The 22,539-nt window shown below is 44.2% G+C and carries 22 protein-coding genes; 15 read left to right on the forward strand and 7 right to left on the reverse strand.

The genetic code is table 11. The features are described 5' to 3' along the window. Positions 1-666: 666 nt before the first annotated feature. The 6 genes from H509_RS0104610 (at position 667) to H509_RS0104635 (ending at position 7,072) form a co-directional block, all read left to right on the forward strand. Entirely contained in the window at positions 667-1,239 is a 573-nt protein-coding gene (locus tag H509_RS0104610; protein WP_028544043.1) for a hypothetical protein, read from the forward strand. Between the two features lie 54 nt (positions 1,240-1,293). Then, positions 1,294-1,920: a DUF4269 domain-containing protein gene (locus tag H509_RS24275; protein ID WP_051286816.1), complete on the forward strand. Its 627-nt coding sequence runs from the start codon at positions 1,294-1,296 to the stop codon at positions 1,918-1,920. Positions 1,921-2,239: 319 nt separating this feature from the next. Next, positions 2,240-3,469 (forward strand): PucR family transcriptional regulator, encoded by a 1,230-nt coding sequence (locus tag H509_RS0104620; protein WP_028544044.1) that lies wholly within the window; start codon positions 2,240-2,242, stop codon positions 3,467-3,469. A 129-nt stretch (positions 3,470-3,598) separates the two neighbouring features. After that, positions 3,599-4,732 carry an alanine dehydrogenase gene (gene ald / locus H509_RS0104625; RefSeq protein ID WP_028544045.1) on the forward strand — a complete coding sequence of 378 codons (1,134 nt, stop codon included), beginning with the start codon at positions 3,599-3,601 and terminating at the stop codon, positions 4,730-4,732. 356 nt (positions 4,733-5,088) lie between these two features. Continuing rightward, positions 5,089-5,256, forward strand: a complete 168-nt coding sequence (locus H509_RS27500; protein WP_157277456.1) for a hypothetical protein — start codon at positions 5,089-5,091, stop codon at positions 5,254-5,256. A 388-nt stretch (positions 5,257-5,644) separates the two neighbouring features. Further along, complete coding sequence (locus tag H509_RS0104635) at positions 5,645-7,072, forward strand: glycosyltransferase family 2 protein (protein WP_028544046.1); 1,428 nt, start codon at positions 5,645-5,647, stop codon at positions 7,070-7,072. A 255-nt stretch (positions 7,073-7,327) separates the two neighbouring features. Here H509_RS0104635 and H509_RS0104640 read toward each other — a convergent pair whose 3' ends face one another. Further along, positions 7,328-8,644 (reverse strand): sigma-54-dependent Fis family transcriptional regulator, encoded by a 1,317-nt coding sequence (locus H509_RS0104640; protein WP_051286817.1) that lies wholly within the window; start codon positions 8,642-8,644, stop codon positions 7,328-7,330. A 201-nt stretch (positions 8,645-8,845) separates the two neighbouring features. Between H509_RS0104640 and H509_RS0104645 the strand changes: the two genes are divergently transcribed. From H509_RS0104645 to H509_RS27505, 8 genes are all read left to right on the forward strand, one after another. After that, complete coding sequence (locus tag H509_RS0104645; protein WP_028544048.1) at positions 8,846-9,766, forward strand: proline dehydrogenase family protein; 921 nt, start codon at positions 8,846-8,848, stop codon at positions 9,764-9,766. A gap of 59 nt (positions 9,767-9,825) precedes the next feature. Then, entirely contained in the window at positions 9,826-11,373 is a 1,548-nt protein-coding gene (gene pruA / locus H509_RS0104650) for an L-glutamate gamma-semialdehyde dehydrogenase (RefSeq protein ID WP_028544049.1), read from the forward strand. A gap of 342 nt (positions 11,374-11,715) precedes the next feature. After that, the gene (locus H509_RS27100; RefSeq protein WP_211234307.1) at positions 11,716-12,222 is read left to right on the forward strand and encodes a VanZ family protein; all 507 of its coding nucleotides are present in this window, start codon (positions 11,716-11,718) and stop codon (positions 12,220-12,222) included. A gap of 158 nt (positions 12,223-12,380) precedes the next feature. After that, on the forward strand, positions 12,381-12,836 hold the full coding sequence (locus tag H509_RS0104660) for an NUDIX domain-containing protein (protein ID WP_028544050.1): 456 nt from the start codon (positions 12,381-12,383) through the stop codon (positions 12,834-12,836). A 139-nt stretch (positions 12,837-12,975) separates the two neighbouring features. Continuing rightward, positions 12,976-13,458, forward strand: coding sequence for a PH domain-containing protein (locus tag H509_RS0104665; RefSeq protein ID WP_342663632.1), 483 nt, complete (start codon positions 12,976-12,978; stop codon positions 13,456-13,458). Then, positions 13,451-15,001 carry a PH domain-containing protein gene (locus tag H509_RS0104670; protein ID WP_028544052.1) on the forward strand — a complete coding sequence of 517 codons (1,551 nt, stop codon included), beginning with the start codon at positions 13,451-13,453 and terminating at the stop codon, positions 14,999-15,001. Before H509_RS0104665 ends, H509_RS0104670 begins: the two co-directional genes overlap by 8 nt. Before the next feature lie 288 nt (positions 15,002-15,289). Then, on the forward strand, positions 15,290-15,730 hold the full coding sequence (locus H509_RS0104675; RefSeq protein ID WP_028544053.1) for a flavodoxin: 441 nt from the start codon (positions 15,290-15,292) through the stop codon (positions 15,728-15,730). After that, on the forward strand, positions 15,717-15,869 hold the full coding sequence (locus tag H509_RS27505; RefSeq protein ID WP_157277461.1) for a hypothetical protein: 153 nt from the start codon (positions 15,717-15,719) through the stop codon (positions 15,867-15,869). Before H509_RS0104675 ends, H509_RS27505 begins: the two co-directional genes overlap by 14 nt. A gap of 15 nt (positions 15,870-15,884) precedes the next feature. On the opposite strand, the gene H509_RS0104680 is transcribed toward H509_RS27505, so the two are convergent. The 5 genes from H509_RS0104680 to H509_RS0104700 all read right to left on the reverse strand — a co-directional run bounded on the left by H509_RS0104680 (position 15,885) and on the right by H509_RS0104700 (position 21,550). Next, positions 15,885-16,847, reverse strand: coding sequence for an ABC transporter ATP-binding protein (locus H509_RS0104680; RefSeq protein ID WP_028544054.1), 963 nt, complete (start codon positions 16,845-16,847; stop codon positions 15,885-15,887). After that, entirely contained in the window at positions 16,844-17,848 is a 1,005-nt protein-coding gene (locus H509_RS0104685; protein WP_036696271.1) for an ABC transporter ATP-binding protein, read from the reverse strand. The genes H509_RS0104680 and H509_RS0104685 overlap by 4 nt, the downstream gene beginning before the upstream one ends. A gap of 12 nt (positions 17,849-17,860) precedes the next feature. Then, positions 17,861-18,811 carry an ABC transporter permease gene (locus H509_RS0104690; RefSeq protein WP_028544056.1) on the reverse strand — a complete coding sequence of 317 codons (951 nt, stop codon included), beginning with the start codon at positions 18,809-18,811 and terminating at the stop codon, positions 17,861-17,863. Beyond that, complete coding sequence (locus tag H509_RS0104695) at positions 18,808-19,746, reverse strand: ABC transporter permease (protein ID WP_028544057.1); 939 nt, start codon at positions 19,744-19,746, stop codon at positions 18,808-18,810. Before H509_RS0104695 ends, H509_RS0104690 begins: the two co-directional genes overlap by 4 nt. A gap of 100 nt (positions 19,747-19,846) precedes the next feature. Beyond that, positions 19,847-21,550 carry a peptide ABC transporter substrate-binding protein gene (locus H509_RS0104700; protein WP_028544058.1) on the reverse strand — a complete coding sequence of 568 codons (1,704 nt, stop codon included), beginning with the start codon at positions 21,548-21,550 and terminating at the stop codon, positions 19,847-19,849. A 353-nt stretch (positions 21,551-21,903) separates the two neighbouring features. Between H509_RS0104700 and H509_RS27510 the strand changes: the two genes are divergently transcribed. Continuing rightward, the gene (locus tag H509_RS27510) at positions 21,904-22,062 is read left to right on the forward strand and encodes a hypothetical protein (RefSeq protein ID WP_157277463.1); all 159 of its coding nucleotides are present in this window, start codon (positions 21,904-21,906) and stop codon (positions 22,060-22,062) included. On the opposite strand, the gene H509_RS0104705 is transcribed toward H509_RS27510, so the two are convergent. Then, positions 22,063-22,533 (reverse strand): copper amine oxidase N-terminal domain-containing protein, encoded by a 471-nt coding sequence (locus H509_RS0104705; RefSeq protein ID WP_028544059.1) that lies wholly within the window; start codon positions 22,531-22,533, stop codon positions 22,063-22,065. Between the last annotated feature and the right edge of the window lie 6 nt (positions 22,534-22,539).

Raw genomic sequence — 22,539 nt, forward strand, 5'->3', positions numbered from 1 at the left:
TGTTTGTAAGAATAATCTTCGTATTTCGGATCATCTTCCAATTGGCCAGTTATGCACGGTGTGCTTCATACCTTTATTGTACCCGCTATATTAGCGCGCACGATTGCTGCATATGCTCCCCGTACGTATCCGCTATGCATAGACACAGTTGACCTTGTCTGGTCAGATGCTGTTAGCCAGAGGGTCATGCTGCACATAATAATATCTAATCAGCATTTTACGTGTAACCATTGTTCAGTTAGTTGTCTGTTGGCAGCGCACAGTCTGAATCTGCGCTAGGTGCACATTTTGCGACCAATACAAAGATCCACTGAAAGATGTACATAGAGGAGAGCAACTAAAGGAACGTTGCTTTGCAGCGTAAGTGCAGGTTCGAAGACTAGGCCTGATAGGTATCTCGATTTCGAGAACAACGAGACCGATATAATGACTAGGCGAGGTGTACCATAGTTAGGTTGGTTTAACCGGAATAACGGATAACTATACGTAATATGCTAGCGGGCTAAACGTAAGTGGGCACAACACGAATGTTAGGAATCGTCTGGGAAGTGGTTTGTGTTGTGTCTTTCAGATAGGCTATATAGACTATTGGCCAGTGGTGCCAGCGGTGTTCCTAGCCTTTCTGCCATGATATTCACAATTATTTAAATTAATGGAGGCTTGTTTATGAGTCAACACGTTCAACAGGACCGGGTTATCACATACGACATGTCCTATAGCAGGGATGAGAGATATCGGGAAATCGCTACTAATCCTGAACAGATGCGAATGGGTGTAGCAGCAATGATTGCTCATTATGAAAAGACGGAAGACGAGATTACGGCAGGGCGGATTAGTATCTATTTGCGAATACTAGGTGAATTGGATGAGGGTGAAAAATACGCACGTTTGGCGATCGGAGCATATCGGGAGGAGAAGCGGCCAAGAGGCGTATACGTAAACAAAATTCGACTTGCTCGCATTTTACACTGGAAAGGCGAATATAACGAAGCGACTGACATATTGTCAAACTTAAAAACAACGTTGGAGCGTGAGCATATAGCGGTCGATTTGTTAGATGTGATCTATTACGTAACTGGTGAAGTAAAAGTTGATCAAGGTCATTATAAAGAGGCATTATCCTTCTTGAAGGAGGCCAAACGATTAGGTGAGATTAAAAAGGATCAAGAAGCGCTTGCAGCGACTGTGGCAGCAATCGCAAGGACCGAACGTTTGTTGTCTAATGAGGCCAAATGCTAATTTGAGCAGTCTCGAATTGAAGTGAAGTGCAGCTAGAGGAGAAAGGGGAAGAAGATGCAAAAGTTTCTTAATATCAGTTATTTGCGTACCGGATCCTACCGACAGCAAGCAGCATACAAAGTGCTGTCCTCATCCATTCTTATGGATTTATTAGCCCCATATACTCCTATACTGGTTGGGACAATTCCACTGGATATTGATCTTCCGCACAGCGATCTTGATATCGCATGTGAAGTACATGATTTTTATAGCTTTAGACTGGAGATGGAGGCAAGGCTTCAAGCGTTTGCCCCCTTACAGCTAGCGATAGGAATCATAAATGAACAACCCTATATGACAATCAGCTTTACATATAAGTGCTTTAATATTGAAATATTTGGACAGCCAGTACGAACGATACTCCAACACAGCTATCGGCATATGATCGTGGAATGGCGTCTGCTGGAGCTTATAGGGGAGAATGGCAAGCGGGATATACTTCGCATGAAGCGCGCCGGTTTCAAGACAGAGCCTGCTTTTGCGGAGTACTTGAAGTTAACAGGCAACCCGTACGTGGCTCTGCTAATGCTGGCGAACCTAGATAACACTGCATTACGGCAGTTCGTAGAAGCAGCACGATCAAGCGGAGATGAACGTTGTCATCATAAAGAGACTTCCTATATGAAGAAACGGTTCAACTAAATGGTATAGCAGCTAAATTTTAAGACACTGGTTTCCAGTGTTTTTTATTTTTTGAACATAGGTGTTGTCAATAATTTTGTACCTGTGTAAAGGAAGCGATGGGGGAGATTTGTATGGATCAGATCTATCTGGAAATAACAAGTAAATAATGTGTGGCAAAACTACTAATTGAAATTTCTATCCCTCATAAAAAAATTAAAACTGTACTTTTAATTCATTTTCTTCTAATATCATGAAGGGATTTACACGATATCATAGTAAAACCAAGCTTTTGCATGTTACAATGGGAGCGTTCATTTTGGTGTAAGGAGTACAATGTATGAGTGTTGATCACAATCCGTTTGACCGACATTTTGACAGCCTAGAATCTATAGCAGATACGATCAGTGAGGTTGTACAGTGTCCGGTTACGATCGAGGACGCTAGTCATAAGCTGTTGGCTTATAGTTCGCATGATCCCGAGACGGACCCTGCTCGGATTGCTACCATTATCGGAAGACGAGTTCCCGAGAATGTCATAAGTGCCCTTTGGAAAGAAGGAATTATCCAGCAAATTATGACCAGTCACGAACCCATCCGCATCTCACAAATTAGTGAGGTGGGATTAGGTGATCGCATTGCGATAGCAATACGCAATAATCAGGATGTACTTGGCTATATTTATATATTAGATAACAATCAACGTACAAATGAGACATCTCTGCAACTGCTACAACAAGCAGCACAGGCGGCGCGAACAAAGCTTGTTCAATTGCAGACACAAAATCGCAAGCAGGAGCAGCATCATCATGATTTCTTTTGGCATTTGCTCACTCATAAAAACCCATCCGAGCCGGAAACGAAAGAGCGTGCCTCGCAATTGGGTATTTCGTTGCCACCGCGGTACCAAGTTATCGTACTGGAATTTGAAACGGATATTAACGAGAAGTTGAATCAGCAGATCCAATACACGATTCGAACGGTTCAGCAGATTCGGATTGCGCTGCACGTGATTCACAATAACCGTTTAATTATGATGTGTGCCCCTGGCGTCGGGAAGCATGCCGAACTGCAATACAAGGACGAATGCAGCAAGTTTATTACACAATTAAAGCTCCGCTTTGGGGCTGTTCCTGTTCGTAGAGGCGGGGGGTTGTTTTATGAGCAGTATGTCTTCGTGGAGAAGAGCTATCAAGAGGCATTAGTTGTCATTCAAATGGGAAACACGTATCCAGAAGCGCTAAGTGGAATTTATGACTATAACGAATTGGGTTATTATCGCTATTTGCCAACTCTTGTTGTGGACAGAGAACGTAAACCGATTATTAACGAAAGTCTCCATCGGCTGCGGCAATATGACGAGGAACATAACAGCGATTTATCGTATACATTAGAAATATTTCTGAATCAAGATAGCAATGTAAAAAAGGCAGCAGAGGTACTGCATGTGCACACTAACACGTTGATGTACCGTTTAAAGCGGGTTATGGAAATCGGTGATATTGACTTGAACAATATGGATCAGAAAGTAACGATGTATTTAGAGTTGAAGCTAAATAAATGGAAGTAAACTATATAGCACCTGTCTTTGTGTAAAACTACAAAGATAGGTGCTTGTTTTTGGAAATAAAGATAAAGAAGTGGCGTGCAAACTGTCTTATACTGGAAAGAAACGGCTTTAATTTCAGGAGGCTTTAAGATGCGTATTGGTGTGCCAAAGGAATTAAAGAATAATGAAAATCGAGTTGCCATAACACCGTCTGGTGTAGTTGCTTTGTATCAATCAGGTCATGACATTCTGATCGAGGACGGAGCAGGCACAGGCAGTGGTTTTTCGAATGAAGACTATATTAGAGCCGGAGCGGAAATAGGCTTGAGTGCATCGGATGTATGGCGGCAGGCGGATATGATATTAAAGGTAAAAGAGCCTATTCCTTCAGAATATGCTTATTTTCGTCCAGGTCTCATCTTGTTTACATTTTTACATCTGGCGGCAGAGCCTGCATTAGTGAGAGCGTTGACGAAGCACGGTGTAACAGCTATTGCATATGAAACCGTAGAAGTTAATCGGTCGCTGCCTTTATTAACACCAATGAGTGAAGTTGCGGGGCGGATGGCTACCCAGATTGGGGCACAATTTCTCGAAAAGTCACATGGTGGAAAAGGAATTTTGTTAGGGGGCGTGCCTGGTGTAAGACGCGGCAAAGTGTCTGTCATCGGTGGTGGTATCGTCGGGATGAACGCTGCCAAGATTGCGGTAGGACTTGGTGCTGACGTAACGATCATGGACACGAACGCGGATAGACTGCGGCAGTTGGAAGATATTTTTGGTTCATCCATTCATACTTTGATGTCTAATCCACTGACGATTGCCGAAGCGGTCGCCGAGTCAGACTTGGTCATTGGAGCGGTTCTGATTCCCGGAGCAAAGGCACCTAAGCTGGTGACGGAGTCGATGATCCAGACGATGCAGGCTGGTTCTGTTGTTGTTGATGTGGCCATCGATCAAGGAGGCATATTTGAGACGGTTGATCACATTACAACACATGATCATCCCACGTATGTAAAGCATGGCGTCGTTCATTACGCTGTGGCCAATATGCCAGGAGCAGTTCCACGCACCTCCACGATAGCACTCACAAATGCTACGATTCCTTATGCAGTGTTAATTGCAAATAAAGGATTGGAACAGGCACTGCGGGAACATAAAGCGCTATTAGCAGGCGTAAATACGGCAGGTGGCGCGGTTACTTATTATGCAGTTGCCCGTGATTTGCATCTCGACTACGTGCCAGCAGCAGAAGCTTTAAAGCATGTTAGCGTTCATTTGTAGCATGCCAGTCAGAGAGATTTAAGGTAGACGTGGTACGAAATATTCCTTTATGTTGCAACCCTCAGCAATTATATACATTAGTTTGGTAAGCGAATTCGTGACCCATACACGAGTTCGCTTTTCAACTTGTGTCAGACATATGGCCTTGCTATCGAAATCGCTTTAGGTATATGCAGCCGTGCATGAATCTGGTAAAATAACGAAAACACCACTTTATGGCAAATAATTAGAGACATTGGAACTGTAAGCGAGACCACCGTTCATAGTCGTTTTCGTGGGCTATTGGAATCGTTGCAGTTGCTTTACTTTTAAGGGGGATTAACCACTATTTTTGATTAGAAAGGAGGATGATCGTCATGTGGTATACGATTTCGGCATTGCTGGCGGCTGGTCTAGCATGGATATGTTATCGTGTATTTCAACGGATCAGGCTGCTAGAAGAGCAGAATGACGAACTTCTGTTTCGGATTGAGCAGCTTGAAAGCAGGCGGATAAGGGAGCCAGATCACTTTGTATCTGGATGAATATATGTTGGATAGTCAGTGGTTACGTCTTCTTCTTGCTGTTTGTTAAAGATTTGATTAAGAAATTGAGAATTGCTGTACAAAACAAGTACATTATATAGAATAAATACTAGGAGCATAGATTAAGGTTGCTACTGGTACATGGAAGAGAACCTATTAGAATTAATACGACAACTATTCCAGTGAACGGCCCCTTACATGTCTAACAGGTGCAAGTCACATAACATACAAGCCACATGTAAGCCGCCCCTCTGCTGCTCCATGCTTCAGATTTTTCCTTCCAATTTTATTTTCACACTACGTAGTATACTTTCATCACAGTTTTATTTTAACTCGTACATCAAGATTAAACCTATAGATACATATATCGTGGAGGGAGACTGTACAATTGAATATATCAATTATTATTCCAGTTCACAACAAAGTGGAGCAGTTGGAACAGACCTTGGCGTTTATTAGTGAGCAGGAGCACCGCGACGACCTATCGTACGAAGTTATTGTTGTGGATGACGGCTCAACAGAACCAGTTAAAGAGGTTGTAGATTCGTTTGTGTCGAAAATTAAAGCGTTAAAATATTCGTTCATTCCACGCGACAAATTTTCCTGCCGCTCCAGAACAAGAAACAGAGGAATTAAAGAGAGTAAGGGAAATATTCTGGTGTTTTTGGATTGTGGAATCGTGATTCCAGCTCACTTTGTGGATCGAGTTGCGGAGCAAATCGGCTCAAGCCACAATACTGTATTGTACCATTATATTTTGGGTGCATTTACGGACCCTGACAAGGAAGATATGTCGGTTCTTGACGGCATTACACCACACAATTTACAGGAAATAAGTGAGCGGTTGAAATACCATCCGGCCTGGGAAGACATGAGGACGTCGCATTTTCATTTGGTTAACAATGATTTAAACCAAATGGATGTACCGTGGACGATGGGCTGGAGCGGGGCAATAAGCGCGTCCAGAGACATTGTAGTACAAGCAGGCGGCTTTGATGAATCGTTCAAAGGCTGGGGAGCAGAGGACACCGATTTCTCCTATCAGCTGCATAAGCATGGCGCTATTATGCGTGCAACCGAAAATATATGTGTCCTTCATTTGCCGCATCGTGCTGATGATCAGAAGCAGCTGAAAATTAAGTCAAGCTTTCTTAATCGCAAAAAAATGCACGTGAAAAACTATCAATTCGATACGGAAATTTATCCGTATTCAGCTGACATGCATTACGATCAAGTCATTTCTAAATTTAATCATCTCGTGGTGAAATACTATACGCCGGAATATGAGCTATCCTTTATCGAAAGCCTGAATGCCAACTACATTACCGGTTCCGAATGTTCACTTATTATTGGTGAGGACAGTATTGCACATCTTTCTGCGCTTCATACATCTCACATTTTTATCCAAAATAAACATTTACACCAAGCTTACACGGAGCGATTTGCTGCAAGGGAAGTTGTATATTTGCTCGGGGTTGATACACCGTATGCTCGGGGGCATTTTGATACGATAGTAGTAACGGATTATTACCGCATGTTTAGTGAGCCGCTTGCTGGTTTAATGTTCAAAGAATGGTTCCGCATTTCCAAACGATTAATTCTGATCTACCACAAAGAATATATTTCTTATCTCGCCAACGTCGCTGGCTGGACTTGGCACAGCATAGATGAAATCGAGCTTATATTGCGGAGCAACAATTTAAGCTGTGAGATCCAGGATCAGATGGGTGAGTATATTATAATAGAAGTAGTTAAAGCGGCCAGCAAGCCAAGCATACCTTCGTCTTTTGCTGATCCAGCTCCCGTTGGGAACTAACTGACTAAGCTCACTGATGAGGTTCACTGACCAGATTCACTGACTAAGATATGTTGAAAAGAGAATCACTGAAGACATGTTAACATATGGGCGTCTGTAGGGTTGCCTATTAAGTTATTCACCCTGTGAGCACTCTCATTTGCTGCTTAAACTATAACAAAGTGCCCTATGTTCCACTGTAAGCTAAGCGGAATGCAGGGCACTTATTTGTGTTTCTATATAAGGTAAGGAAGATGACTCATTGTTAGGTAGTGGTTACTCAAGCCCATACTGGCGCATTTTATAATAGAGAGCCCCTCGTGAAATGCTCAACATACGTGCAGCTTTTGCTTTGTTCCCAGCCGCTCGTTTCAGCGCATCCGCAATCCGGACCCGTTCCATCTCTTCTGAGTGTACACTTAGCGGAATATCCGCTTCCGTCAACTCGACAAGTGTGGTCAGCCTAGCATAATCAGGTAGTTCGCGCACAGATATTGCGCTCGTTCGGTTAGAATGGGCCATAAAACAGGCATGCTCCATAGCATTGGCGAGCTGCGGCATATTCCCAGGCCAATCAAACGAAGTCAGTGCTGTTAAAGCGTCAGAGCCTAAGGGCGGCGACTGTGCATTCAACTTCTCTGCTGCGACGTTTAAGAACATACGGCACAGCTCAGGAATGTCCTGCTTACGTTCACACAAGGCAGGCACCTCGTGATGCATCATCGCATAGTACAGCTCAGGCAGCCACTGTGACGATGCGTGTTCCTCGAGTCCATTGGCGGCAGAAGCGATAATTCGGCAGGATAACGATACAGTTGACATCCCGCCTAATCGATAAAATTTCCGATCTTGCAGCATCTGATAGAGCTTTTCTTGGAGCGATTGGGGCAGCAAATGAATGTCCTTAAGATATAAGATTCCATCCTTCGCTTGATCCAGCTTTCCCAGGCGGAGTTCATCACCTTGGTAGCCAAATAGCTCAGCCTCCAGCAGCCCATGTGGAAGCGCTCCACAGCTCACCGTAACAAATAGCCCTTCTAGCTGAAGCTGCTTATGTATCCATTGTGCGATCGCACGCTTACCGACTCCTGATTCACCGAGCAGTAGTAATGGACGCTTGTGCTCGACTACAAGCAAGGCTGCTTGTACTTCTTCTGGCTTAAACGGAAACACCGCAGAAGATAATTCCTCAGCATCCGGCTTGTTGTACATTTCAGCGCTTAGCTTTACATATTGTGTGACGTTGCTTTCGATAGAGATGGCACCGATTAACTGTTCCTGTTCATCTCGTACAGGGGCGGCATTAATCATAACATGTACGCCAGGACGAGGTTCGTGATAGACGTGTTGTATTTCAGTGCCGCTTTCCATCACTTGAAATAACATAATAGATTCTCGTTGGAAGAAGTCTCCAATTCGTCTACCTACAATTTCGGATCGTGGGATTCCGTAGGTCTCTTCCGATACTCGATTCCAGTACTGCACAATTCCATCAGTGTCCACGATCGTTACTGCGTCATTTGTTGTGTCTAATAGTCGTTGCAGCAGTGCATTTACATGCCTGCCAGACCAGGTATGTGTCTCTTGTCCCATGATTTCCACTCCGGTTTCTGCTGTCTTTCAACTATTATGGCAAACGCCCCCTAGAAAATCAATCCATCTAATGCGTAAAACTTTTCCAACTATTTCTTCAAAATCTATTTACATGTTCAACCAATTGTGATTATAATTAATCATCGAGGTTAAATGTGTACAAAAATTGAACACTTCAAAGTTTAGGGGGAACTGTTCGACATGGAAAGCTTAATGCGAAATGCGTTTCTATTTCTGTCGAAAAATAAAGTGGCTAACCGCACCGCTAAGAAATACGGTCTCCGCTTTGGCGCCAAACGGTTCGTAGCTGGCGTTCAAATTTCGGAAGCGGTTACAACTGTGCGAATGTTAAACGAGAAGGGGATCGTAGTTACTTTGGATCACCTTGGCGAATTCATCTCCACACGTGAGGAAGCCATTGAAGCGACAGCTTACAATGTACGTACGCTGCATGAGATTGCCGCAAGCGGAGTTAAGTCCAACCTGTCCTTAAAGATGACTCAGCTTGGTCTCGACATCTCAAGAGAGCTGTGCATGAGCAATATGCGTCAAATTTTGGACGCAGCCAAGCAGCATGGAAACTTTGTACGCATTGACATGGAGGATTACGCTCACAATGAAGTCACCCTAGACATTTTCCGTGAATTAAGAGAAGAATATGGCACGACTGTTGGACTAGTTATACAGGCTTATTTGTACAAAAGTCAGGCCGATATGGAACAATTAGCGGTTTATAAGCCGAATCTTCGCCTTGTAAAAGGGGCTTATAAGGAATCACAAGAAGTCGCATTTCCACGTAAGGAAGATGTAGATCAGAACTTTATTCGGATTATTGAGCAGCACCTGCTGGATGGCCACTATGCGGCTATCGCGACGCATGATGATAACGTCATTAATCACGTTAAGCAATTTGTAAAGGATCACCGCATTCCGAATAGCCAGTTTGAATTCCAGATGCTGTACGGAATACGGGTTCAAGCACAGCAGGAGCTGGCTAATCAGGGGTATACCATGCGAGTATATGTGCCTTACGGGGACGATTGGTATGGATACTTTATGCGTAGACTGGCGGAGCGACCTGCCAATGTAGGCTTTGTTCTCAAGTCAATGTTTAAGTCGTGATATAACAAAAATTCGAATTTTTCATAATATCCATTTATTATTATTGGGAGGTACGACCTATGAGCATGATTGAATATCGTAACGAACCGTTTACGGACTTTACTATTGAAACGAACAAGCAGGCAATGGAGGCAGCATTACAACGTGTAGAAGCGCAGCTTGGCAGCACTTATCCTCTAGTCATAAACGGTGAGAAGATTAGCACTGATCGTCTTGGCACATCTATTAACCCTGGCAATACCGATCAAATTATCGGTTATGTGGCGCAAGCAGATCGTGAGCTGGCGCTAAAGGCTATTGCTGCTGCGGATGCAGCGTTCCAAGAGTGGCAGTATGTTGATCCAACAGAACGTGCCGGATACTTATTTAAAGCCGCAGCTATAATGCGACGTCGTAAATTTGATTATGCAGCATGGCTTGTATATGAGGTGGGTAAAAATTGGGGCGAAGCAGACGCAGATGTAGCAGAAGCGATCGATTTCCTCGAATTTTATGCACGCGAGATGATTCGTCTGAGTGGCCCGCAGCCATTAACAAAGCTAGCAGGCGAAGATAACCGCCTAACGTATATTGCGCTTGGTGTAGGGATCGTAATTCCTCCGTGGAACTTCCCGCTTGCGATCATGGCGGGAATGTCTGTGGCAGCGATTGTGACGGGTAATACAGTTGTGTTAAAGCCAGCTTCCACCTCACCAGTTATTGCTGCGAAATTTGTGGAGTTAATGGAAGAAGTCGGCTTGCCGGCAGGTGTGTTGAACTTCATCCCTGGTTCTGGTGCAGAGATTGGTGACTTGATCGTTGATCATCCTCGTACACGGTTTGTATCTTTTACAGGTTCGCGTGATGTTGGCTTGCGTATCAATGAACGTCTGGCGAAGCCTGCTGAAGGGCAAATCTGGATGAAACGTTTAATTGCTGAAATGGGTGGAAAAGACGGCATTGTAGTTGATAATACGGCAAATGTGGAAGAAGCGGCAGCTGCGATTGTGCAGTCGGCCTTTGGATTCCAAGGACAGAAATGTTCCGCTGGTTCCCGTGCAATTGTACATCAGGACGTATATGATGAAGTGCTGGAACTAGTGATCGCCAAAACGAAGCAGCTTCAAGTCGGATCGGCAATCGCAAACGTTGCCATTGGTGCTGTTATTGATGAAAATGCTTATCGCAAAACATTGGAATATATTGCGATAGGCGCTGAAGAAGGAAGAGTAGTAGCTGGCGGAGATGTAGCAGAAGGCAACGGCTACTACATTCAGCCGACCGTTATCGCAGATGTAAGCGAGCATGCTCGTGTAATGCAGGAAGAAATATTTGGCCCTGTGCTCGCCGTCTGTAAGGCAGCGGATTACAAGCATGCGATTGACATATTTAACAACACGGAGTACGGGTTAACTGGCGCTGTCTTTAGCGGCAATCGCGAGCATTTGGAGTATGCGCGCCAGCGTATGCACTGTGGTAACCTGTATTTTAACCGCAAATGTACAGGCGCGTTGGTTGGAGTGCATCCGTTTGGTGGATTTAATATGTCAGGTACCGATTCCAAGGCTGGTGGCCGTGATTATTTGCTGCTCTTTACACAAGCAAAGCTGGTATCGGAGAAGTATTAATTAAGACAACGAAAAGCCTTCGTCGGGTAAAGCCGACGGAGGTTTTTTTGGTGGCCCCAATGCAAAGATTAGAAATCGTTCATTGAAGGTGTCAGACTTTTACGTAAGATTGTACCATTATTCACATATTGTACGTTTATGGAAAGAGGTCGGTTTAATTGTATAACATTTTGCTTGCTTGTTAGCGAGATTATATATAATATCGATATGAAGACCGTTTTTGTGTACAGCATCACCTAACCGGAACATGATGCAGACAAAGGATTGGCCGCTAGTGGGGATGTGGCATCTTTATTGAATAAGTAGCTTTCTTCCTGCTGCTGAGAAAGTAGGTTGATACTAGTGACTCCTTTACAACGCAGAATCAAATGGAAGGCAAGTCTCACCATTGTGGGTTGGCTTGTTTTTATATTATATGTGCTGTACAGTACATACTTATTATTTTTTGGTTTCTATCGCAGTTATGGTTTAAGTGAAGGGTACTATCCTGTAAATTTGGTACCATTTACAACGATAATGGAGTATGTGGTGCACATAGCAGATTATCCTGTATATGTATGGTTTAACAATTTGGTTGGTAATATTTTGTTGTTTGTGCCTCTTGGAGCCCTTCTTCCACTACTGGTTAGAAGCTGCCGAAGGTGGGGAAGAATGATGCTGATCTCTTTCTTGATGACGTTGTTTATTGAAGTGATGCAGTATATGCTTTTAGTCGGAACGCTTGACGTTGATGATATGCTGCTAAATGTATGCGGTGGTATGATTGGTTACGGCTGTTATAAGCTCGTTCGTATGCTCCTTATTTCGTTATCACGTGTAGGTCCGCAGCAAGCTCCTCCTTTACCATAAGCTTTCCTCCATCAGTCCATATCCCCGGACGATCTTTTCTTTATTTAATCATGGGTGCCCAAACTAAAGCATAGCGTTGTACACGCGTTTATACGGTTTGACAGGGACGAGTCTGGTAATAAGCAGTCCGTTAGGATAATACAGAAGGGAATATGAACATGAAACCGATTCGTAACTCAACAAAAGCTATTATACAGCGTTCAGGTTATTTGTTGCTAACTCAGAATATGGACCGAGAAGGCTTGTTTTATTTGTTTCCAGGTGGCGGGCAAGAACACGGCGAACAGCTAAGTGAAACACTTGTGCGGGAGTGCATGGAAGAGATCGGACAGAAAGTAGTGGTAGGGGAGTTAACCCATATCCGTGAGTATATTGGTGCGCATCATCAATTTAGTGAAGTGGATGGTGACGCTCACCAAGTGGAGTTTTATTTTGCTTGTGAATTGGAACACGAGGGAGACAACTTTGAGGGCACCAATCCCGATGAGTATCAAGTTGGTGTGGAATGGGTTGCTATCGACAAACTGCATGAGATTCGTTTATTTCCAGCACAACTAGGTCTTATTTTGCAGGGAAAGAAGCCTGCTGTTTGTTACTTGGGAGATACGAATTAGTTATTTTTAAAGATTTGGAAACGTAAGAGCGAATTTTCCGTTATATAATAGGAGGACGTTATGAAGAGGACGCCGCAATTTGCGGTGTTTTTTTCATGCCAGCTCCTATGAATAATAAAATGCAACGTGGAGGCATCAAATGGAAATGGACAGACTTACACAACGGCTTCATCCTCATTATATCCAAGTATCACGCATCTCTGGCTGTATAACCAATATGGTGTTAATAGCAGGCTCGGCCGCATATTTACTAATCGCACATCAAAAGGACTGGGTACTATGGCCAGGATGGACAGCACTTTGCTTATTTGTGTTGACGCTTGTTATTTATACGTGGATTGTACCCGTAGTAGAATATGAGCGGTTTAAATATGAAGTGTTTGAGGAAGAGGTTGAAATTCGATCCGGACTGATTTGGATCCGCGATGTACTCATTCCGATGGTAAAAGTTCAGCACGTGGAGTTAGAGAGTGGTCCGCTAATGCGGCGTTATGCCTTGGCAGAAGTAAAGATTGTAACAGCTGCTAGCACACATCGGATTAAAGGGCTGAAGCTCGAACACGCCGAACAATTAAAGTTACAGGTTGGCAAACTGGCAAGAGTGGTGGATGCAGATGAATGAACCGAAACGAATGCATCCCGTATACATGCTGTTTAATTTGATTACTTATGCAAAGGCCCTGTGGCCACTCGCCATCATTTTGGTGTTCAAAGAAATAAATTGGTTTCAACTTCCTTGGTTTTGGTATGCCGGGGCAACGGTCGTTGTAGCGGCGGTTCTTGCCTTTGGCTTAATGGGATGGCGCAGGCATACATATCAGCTTGAGGCGGATAAGCTTGTCATTCGAAAAGGGGTATTTTTCCTTGAGGAGCGCTCAATCTTCTATGGTCGTATCCATTCGGTCAATACCGAACAGCCTTTATTGCAGAGAATACTAGGCGTTGTACAACTCAAAATAGAGCTCCCTGGAGGTAAGGCGGACGGTGATGGCGTATTACCGGCTATTTCTGCGGCGGAATCTATCCGTCTGCAGGCGTGGATAAGGGAGCAGATGAATAAAGCGGTGAGTGAGAAAGCAAGCAGTACAATTGCAGGAAATGGTGCGAATGTTGATCCAGAAGATGTATTACGCAGTCAACAAGCAAGCTTGACTGAATTCGATTCTAATATTGCGAGCGGCGATGCTGTAGGCTCTTTTCTACGTGACGACGTGCCACAGCAGCCTAAGCAAGAAACGATATTTAATATTTCGGGTAAGCAGATCGTTATGGCAGCCTTTACTTCCATTAATATAGGATTAGTAATGACGTTTATTGCGGGTGTCATCTCCTTGGCTGATGATATTTTGCCAAAGAAGGTGTACGAGCGGACGATTGAACAAGCAACGGAGCTGCTGCCCGGCTGGTGGGGGATGGCGATCGTTGGATTTATACTAGCATGGCTCTTGTCAGCGCTATTGTATATTGTAAAATACGGAAAGTTCCGTGTTACACGCGAGGGTACTCATATCGCCATTTCATATGGGTTAATCGAGAAGAAAGCACATACGTTTCAGGCGGAGCGTGTTCAGGCTGTCATTTTTAAAGAGAGCTTGTTACAGCAGGCGTTCGGATACGGAAAATTGATGCTCCACGTCGTTTCATCCTCCAAGCAGGAGATGATCGTGCTCCATCCTTTTATGCGCAAGCAGGCTTGGGGGGCGATGATGTCAGATTGTATCCCGCATCTCCAAGTAGTGCCGATTCAAACGCAATGTCCCCCGCGGGCTAAATGGTTTTTTCTCCGAATCGATGTTCTAATCGTGATGGCGCTATGCACGGCTGCTATTGGATTTTGGCGTGAGGCAGGGTTATGGTCGCTCTTGATCGTACCTTTAACGATCATATGGGATCTATTGCAGCATCGTGATACTGGCATGACGTTATCAGAGAAGCAGATTACGTTGCAGTGTCGAGAAATAGCCCGAAGTACGTATATCGTGCCCCGATCCCAGATGGTGTCAATCGTAATGAAGGGAACGGTATTTCAACGAAGACGCAAGTTGTTATCTTTGAATGTGAAGCTGATGGGGGATATAGCGGGAACGACTTGGGCTGTTAAGCATATGGAGCAGGCCGACGTTGAGCGGGTATATAAATGGTTTAGTCGCAGACGACATGTGTAATCATGGAGAAGCATAATTCGAAAGAATGATGTCACCAAAGTTTTATTGCTTTTTTGATATTTGCTTTGATTTGGATCGTTTGATATAGAAGGACCTCCACCTCTGCATGAAGTAGGTGTGGAGGTTCTTTTGTATGGACTTGGAAAGATGAATAAAAATTGAAGTTTCATTTGCCAAGTTAGTCAGAAGGATGTATACTTTTAATGAAAATGATTATCAATATCATACATAAAAGATAAGACTGCATATGCTTGGGAGAAGCCACCATCGGAACGGAGGAACTTATTGATGAGCAACATCATCATGATTTTTGCAAGTATGACAGGTAATACCGAAGACATTGCTAAGGCCGTGGAGCGCGGAATTAGAAGTACAGAAGCTGAACTTACGGTGAAGGAAGTTATGGATGCGGAAACGTCTGAATTGGCCAACTACGATGGGATCGTATTAGGAGCATACACCTGGGGAGACGGAGAACTGCCAGACGAGTTCTTGGACTTCTATGACGATATGGATGAACTCAGCTTATCAGGCAAGAAAGCGATTGTATTCGGATCATGTGATTCTTCTTATCACGCTTATGGCGCTGCAGTTGATTTACTGATTGAGAAGCTTCAATCTATAGGCTGTGAAGTTGTACTGGAAGGTTTGAAGATTGAGCTGTCTCCGTCCAAGGATGAAGAAGAACAGTGTGCTCAATTTGGTCGCGACTTTGTTGCGAAGTTGTAGTTGGCAACAATGGGGTGGCGAGTCGATTGCAACTGTATATGAAACGAACGAATTGACTCGCAAGCTGAGCGGTATCACACAAATGAGTAAAGGCAGTGCTCGTTCTCCGTCAGGAGCGGCGCTGCCTTTGTTATGTTAGCTGTAGCGTGGCATGCTAGACCTCATGGCACGCTACGAAATGATTCGGCTTGGCTTCCCTGAATAAAGGTTCTTCCACTGCACAGCGATCTGTCGCAGCAGGACAGCGTGTACGAAAGTAGCAGCCTGATGGTGGGTTGATCGGGCTAGGCAGTTCGCCTTTCAGGACGATACGTTCCTTGGAGGCTTCGATTTCGGGATCAGGCACAGGAATAGCAGACATTAATGCTTTTGTATAGGGATGGAGCGGGTCAGCATATAAAGTTCCGCTTTCAGCTAGCTCGACCATTTTACCCAAATACATAACGGCTACCCGATCGCTAATATGTTTGACCATCGACAGATCATGTGCAATAAACAGATAAGTAAGGTCGAACTTCTGTTGCAGTTCTTTTAGCAGGTTGACGACTTGGGCTTGAATGGAGACGTCAAGTGCAGATATCGGCTCGTCGCAAATAATAAATTGCGGATCAACTGCAAGAGCACGCGCGATGCCGATCCGCTGTCGTTGACCGCCTGAAAATTCATGCGGGTAGCGGGTAGCATGGTCAGGATTAAGGCCAACGAGGTCCAAAAGGTCCTCAACACGGCGTTTACGTTCTGCGCGACTGTTAGCAAGCCGGTGGATATCCAATGCCTCGCCAATAATATCTGTAATCGTCATCCGTGGATTAAGCGAAGCATAGGGGTCCTGAAAAATCATCTGCATTTGGCGGCGCATAGCCTTCATTTTCACATGATTAAGTTGGTTTATATTGGTTCCGTTAAAGGTAACACTGCCTGCTGTTGGCTCATACAGCCGCAGTACGGTTCGACCTACAGTCGATTTACCGCAGCCGGACTCACCGACCATCCCCAGCGTTTCGCCCTTTCTTACTTCAAAATTAACATCATTTACTGCTTTGAGAATACCACCGCGATTGACATGGAAATATTTTTTGAGTCCTTCAACTTTTAGCATGGCATCTGTTTTTGTCATACGGAAACCTCCTGTGCCAATGGATGCAAAAGCCAGCAGCGTGCTTGATGAGAACCGCTAATTTCGCTTATTTCGGGGTCCTCGGTTTTACAGATTTGCATCGCATAGTCGCAGCGTGCGCAAAATCCACAGCCTGCTGGCGGCTTAATGAGGTCAGGTGGCGTTCCGTTAATAGGAATTAGCGGCTCATTTTTTTTCTGATCAAGCCGCGGCAAGGAACGAAGTAGTCCTTTGGTATATGGATGCTTGGGGTTTTTAAATATTTCCCATTTCGTCCCCGTTTCCACCACTTTACCCGCGTACATCACGATCACTCGATCGCACAAGTCAGCCACAATGCCAAGATCATGAGTGATCAAAATAATGGAAGTGCCAAACTTGGCTTGCAAATCTTTCATAACGGACAGAATTTGAGCTTGAATAGTGACGTCTAACGCTGTAGTGGGCTCATCTGCAATAAGTAATGATGGATTGCATGCGAGCGCTATTGCGATCATCGCACGCTGCCGCATACCACCGGAAAATTCATGAGGATATTGACCAAAGCGTGATGCAGCGTTAGGAATGCCGACCAAATTTAACATATCAATCGCGACCTGCTTGGCTTCGCGGCCAGACATCTGTTTATGCTTTTCCAATACTTCTGTAATTTGCCGTCCAATTGTCATCGTTGGATTTAGTGAAGTCATCGGGTCTTGAAAGATCATGCCGATATCTTTTCCACGCACACTTTGCATCCGCGCTGGTTTAAGCTTCAGTAAATCTTCGCCCTTGAATACAATTTGCCCCTGCTTCACTTTACTGGGAGGTGAGGGCAGCAATCTCATAATAGACTGAGCGGTAACACTTTTTCCACAGCCAGATTCGCCTACGATCGCTACAGCCTCACCAGGATTAACATGGAAGGACACACCCCGTACGGCTTTAACCTCACCGGCACGAACATGGAAGGAGACGTGCAAGTCGTTTACTTTTAACAAGGGTTTTACTGTTTTATGCATGTCTATGCCTCCTTATTTCTTCAGCTTTGGATCAAGCGCATCACGCAGACCGTCACCAAACATGTTAAATGCAAGCATCGTCAAGCTAATCAGAATAGCCGGGAACAACATACGCCAAGGATATAAAATCATAGCTTTGAGTGCATCGTTAATCATCGTGCCCCATGATGCGGCCGGAAGCTGTACGCCCAAGCCGAGGAAACTGAGCACCGCTTCACTAAAGATAGCAGTCGGCACCGCCAATGTTAACGTTACGATTATTGGGCCTAGTGAATTCGGGACTAAATGTCGAAACAGAATTCGGGTACCGGATGCACCAAGAGAGCGAGAAGCAAGCACGTATTCCTGATTTTTTAGCTGCATCATCTGTCCACGTACAATCCAGGACATGTTAATCCAGCCTGTAATGCATAACGCCATAATTATCGTAAATAAGCTAGGCTCAAGGACAACAACAAGGAGGATGGCAACAAGCATATCAGGAACAGAATAAATGATTTCAGAAATTTTGTTCATGACATCGTCTAGTCGTCCGCCGATGTAACCCATAATACCGCCATATATGACACCGATAATAAGATTAATAAGGGCAGCGGAAAATCCAACAATTAAGGAGATTCGGGCACCCATCCACGTACGGGCGAACATGTCGCGGCCGAGATCGTCAGTGCCAAACCAATGTTCTGCTGAAGGAGGCTGATTGGTAAGTTCCAGATTGTTGGTATAGTAGTCATACGGTGTTATGAGGGGACCTATAAAGGCCATAACAATTAATAACACTAATATCGATAAGCCGAACATAGCCCCAACATTACTTCGCAATCGATACCAGGCATCACGCCATGCAGAAATGCTTTCGCGTTCGATCGCCTCCGCCGCATGTTCGTCGATCGGTACTTTGGTGAATTGCTCTGCTGAATACTGTTTGTCCGAAAGGGGCCTTTGTTTGTTGAATGAGATCATGCCGCTTTCTCCTTTCGTTTACCCAGCTTAATTCGTGGATCAATAAAACCGTAGGCCAGATCGGTAATAAATCGGGCGGACATCAATATTAAACCGTAAAAGATCGTAATCCCCATAATAAGCGAGTAATCCCGATTGCCGATACTCATGACGTAAATTTTGCCGAGACCTGCAATACCGAATATTTGCTCAATAATAAATGAGCCTGTAATGACGTTGGCTGTAAGCGGACCAAGATAAGTGACAACAGGCAATATACCGTTTCGAAGTACGTGTCGCTGCATGACAGTCCAAGTGCTTAAGCCCTTTGATCTAGCGGTTTTAATATAGTCGGAGTGAAGTACCTCAAGCATATTCGAGCGGGTTAAGCGTGCAATAAACGCAATAGGCAGCGCCGCCAGGGCAATCGTAGGAAGTACATAATCTTTGGCCTCCTGCAAGCCAACAACATTAAAGATCGGAAACTTCACACCAAGCAGCCATTGTAAAATGGAGGCCATCACAAAACTCGGAACGGATACCCCTACAACAGCCAGCACCATTGCGGAAGTATCCAGCATTTTGCGATGGTTAAAGGCGGCGGTCATCCCAAGGGTAACACCTATGAGCACGGATACGATAACAGCGACAATACCAAGCTTCATCGAGAAAGGGAAGGAGTCACGAATAAATTCGACTACTTCACGATCTTGCATTTTCATGGAGATGCCGAGGTTGCCTTGTACCAAGTTGCTTAAATAGATGCCATACTGTTCATGTATAGGTTTATCTAAGCCATAATGGGCCATAATTCGAGCTTTAATTTCGGGCGGTATATTTTTCTCTGACATAAAAGGATCGCCTGGAATGGACTTCATTAGCATAAAGGTAATCGACGCAAGCATAAATAAGGAGAGGATAAAGAAGAACACCTTGTTTAAGATATAACGAGTCATCACATTACACCACTACTCCTCTGTAAAATCATCATGGCAAAAGTCGGGATACATAGAACTTGCGCTCTATGCAACCCGACATGCTTCTCATTAGTTTATCTTATTCCAAATAGCCGCGATCGAAATGAATCATGCCTTGATAGTCGATAAACACGCCTTTCACATTAGGCTTCGTGAGACCCACGGAAGTGTAATAGTAGATCGGAAGAATAGCTTGCTCGTCTTCGATAAGAATTTTCTCCGCTTGCGCCATCAAATCCATACGCTCCTTGGCATCCATCGAGGTCTTCGCTTTTTTCAACAATTCATCATACTTAGGGTTGCTAAAGCCAATATCGTTATTGCCGCCGCCTGTCATATACAGATCAAGGAATGACATGGGATCATTGTAGTCAGTAGACCAGCCTGCACGTGCAACTTGATAGTTCAAGTTCGTACGGTTTTTCAAGAATACGGCCCACTCTTGATTTTGAATCTTCACTTTAACGTTAAGGTTTTTACTCCACATATCAGCGATTGCCTGAGCAATCTTTTTGTGCTTGTCGTTCGTATTGTAAGCCAGATCAAATTCTAGTGTGGTTAGTCCCTCTTCTTGCAGCCCCTCTTGTAATATCTTTTTGGCTTCTTCCACGTTTTCCTGGAAGTAATTATCTTTTACTTCGGAACGGTATTCGCCATTTAGTCCGGCGATCCCTGGTGATACGATTCCGAATGCAGGAAGTTCTCCGCTTAATGTGACTTTGTCTATGAGCAGCTGACGGTTGATCGCCATAGATAAGGCACGACGTATTTTCTTATTGGAGAAAGGTTTCTGCTTATTGTTAAACAAATAGTAATAAGAAGAAGCTACCCCTTTAATATGAAGCTCATCCTTCTTGGTTTGTTGAAGGACTGGAATTTGTTCAGTAGGAATTTCACCGGTTGGCATACCGCTGTAATCAAGTACGTTAGTTTCATACATGTTAAGCTCAGACGAGCCCTCAGATACGATAGACACTTGTACTTTCGTAAATTTAACTTCGTCTTTGGCGTAGTAGTTATCATTTTTAGCCAATTCAAGGGAAGATTGTTTTACCCATTTGCTTACTTTGAAGGGCCCATTTGAAATAATTGAATTAGCATCGGAAGCCCATTTTGGATTGCTTTTTACAGATTGATGTACAGGGAAAAAAGTTTGGAATGACAATAAGCTTAAGAAATAAGCTGTCGGACTTTCTAATTGGACTTCAAGTGTGTTGGCGTCAAGCGCTTTTACACCGACTTCGTTCGGGTCTGTAATTTTAGTTTTGGTGTAGGCAGCATCTTTATGTTTATTGTACCCTTCGGCGTTCTTGATGTAGTAAAGTTGGTAGGCGTAAGGAGGAGCGGGTTGAAAATCAGGGTCTAGCACTCGTTTCCAAGCGAATTCGAAGTCATTTGCGGTGACAGGGTCGCCGTTGGACCATTTGGCGTCTTTACGGAGATGGAAGGTATATTTGGTCCCATCGGGAGAGATCTCCCATTTCTCAGCAGTACCCTCGAGCGGTTTTCCATTCTCATCAGAACGTGTCAAACCTTCAAATACGGCTCCAAGCAAAGCAAACGAGGTGGAATCCTGGGCTTGACCCGGGTCTAGAGATGGCGGCTCTGAAATTGAATTAAAGCGGAATACTTGCTCTTTGGCGGGTTCATTTTTGTTTTCATTTGATTTTTGTTCGTTCTTTGCCTCTTCTTTGGCTGGTGTGGAGCTGCCTCCGCAAGCGCTTACAAACGCACTTACTGCCAATAGCAACGTCAGGACTAGCAGCATGGATTTTTTTTTCATGCTTTGTGTGTTCCCCTCTCTAGGTAATATCGTTGATAACCATCGTCAAATTACGCAAGGCTGTCTAGGCATCGAGGGAAATAATTGACAGCTGGTTTGTACCATATAATAGCACATGCTTTTCTTTTCGTCTGCTCTTTTTTTCAAAAAAATTTTAAAAATGTCTACTCAACAGATGCAGTGATCCTTCAAGAGACGACAAAATTACAAAAAATATAAAAAAATATGTCATGCATTGTCGTATAATTGCGCAATCGCTGTAAAGCTTTAGATTGGAAAAATATATAAGTGAACGTCGTTGAAGTATGGTTGTAGTCAGGTGAGTTGTAGCTATAAAATGTACAACTGAGCTATTGGAATGGACCAAAGGCGGACATCGCAGTAAGCTGATGATGAAGTCTCGGATGAAAATGGGAGGGGAGCGTCTGTTCGCAGTAGTGCTTCTTGCCTCGATGACCTCGTGCCGATATGTTCGCAGCCACGGCACGATTTATCGTCATCGTTACGGTTAATTACGAGCCTGCCTTGTCAGGTGTAATGGTGACAGTCTTTGTAGGCGCATCCCAATTGCAGTGGAGTTGGAAAACTTGCTGAAGCAGCGCCAAGGGGATGTACGTACGGTTAGTTAGCAGGAGCGGCTTGGTTGTAAGGGTAACATCTTTCCCGTTTACTTTTAAAACGTCAGATTTAGTGTTCCAAGTCACGTTGACATGTCTATTCTCAATGGACACTGTTTGTGTACTGATCGACCAGCGAACAACAGCTTGTATGAGAGGAGCAGCATCTTTAGCTGGGATATAGGTCATGCCGTTTATAATCTTGAAGTCTTCTGCTTTGATCCGGCCTTCTGCTGTAACAATCACAACTTGGGGGACAACAGAAGTCGATAGCTTTGCGCTGTACGTGGCGGCAGCATGTCCATGCACAGGTATAAGGGTAAAAAATAATAGGAGCGCTATAATTGAGGCTAATGTTTTGTGCATAGTAAA

This window comes from Paenibacillus taiwanensis DSM 18679 (assembly GCF_000425125.1).
Classification (GTDB): domain Bacteria; phylum Bacillota; class Bacilli; order Paenibacillales; family Paenibacillaceae; genus Paenibacillus_B; species Paenibacillus_B taiwanensis.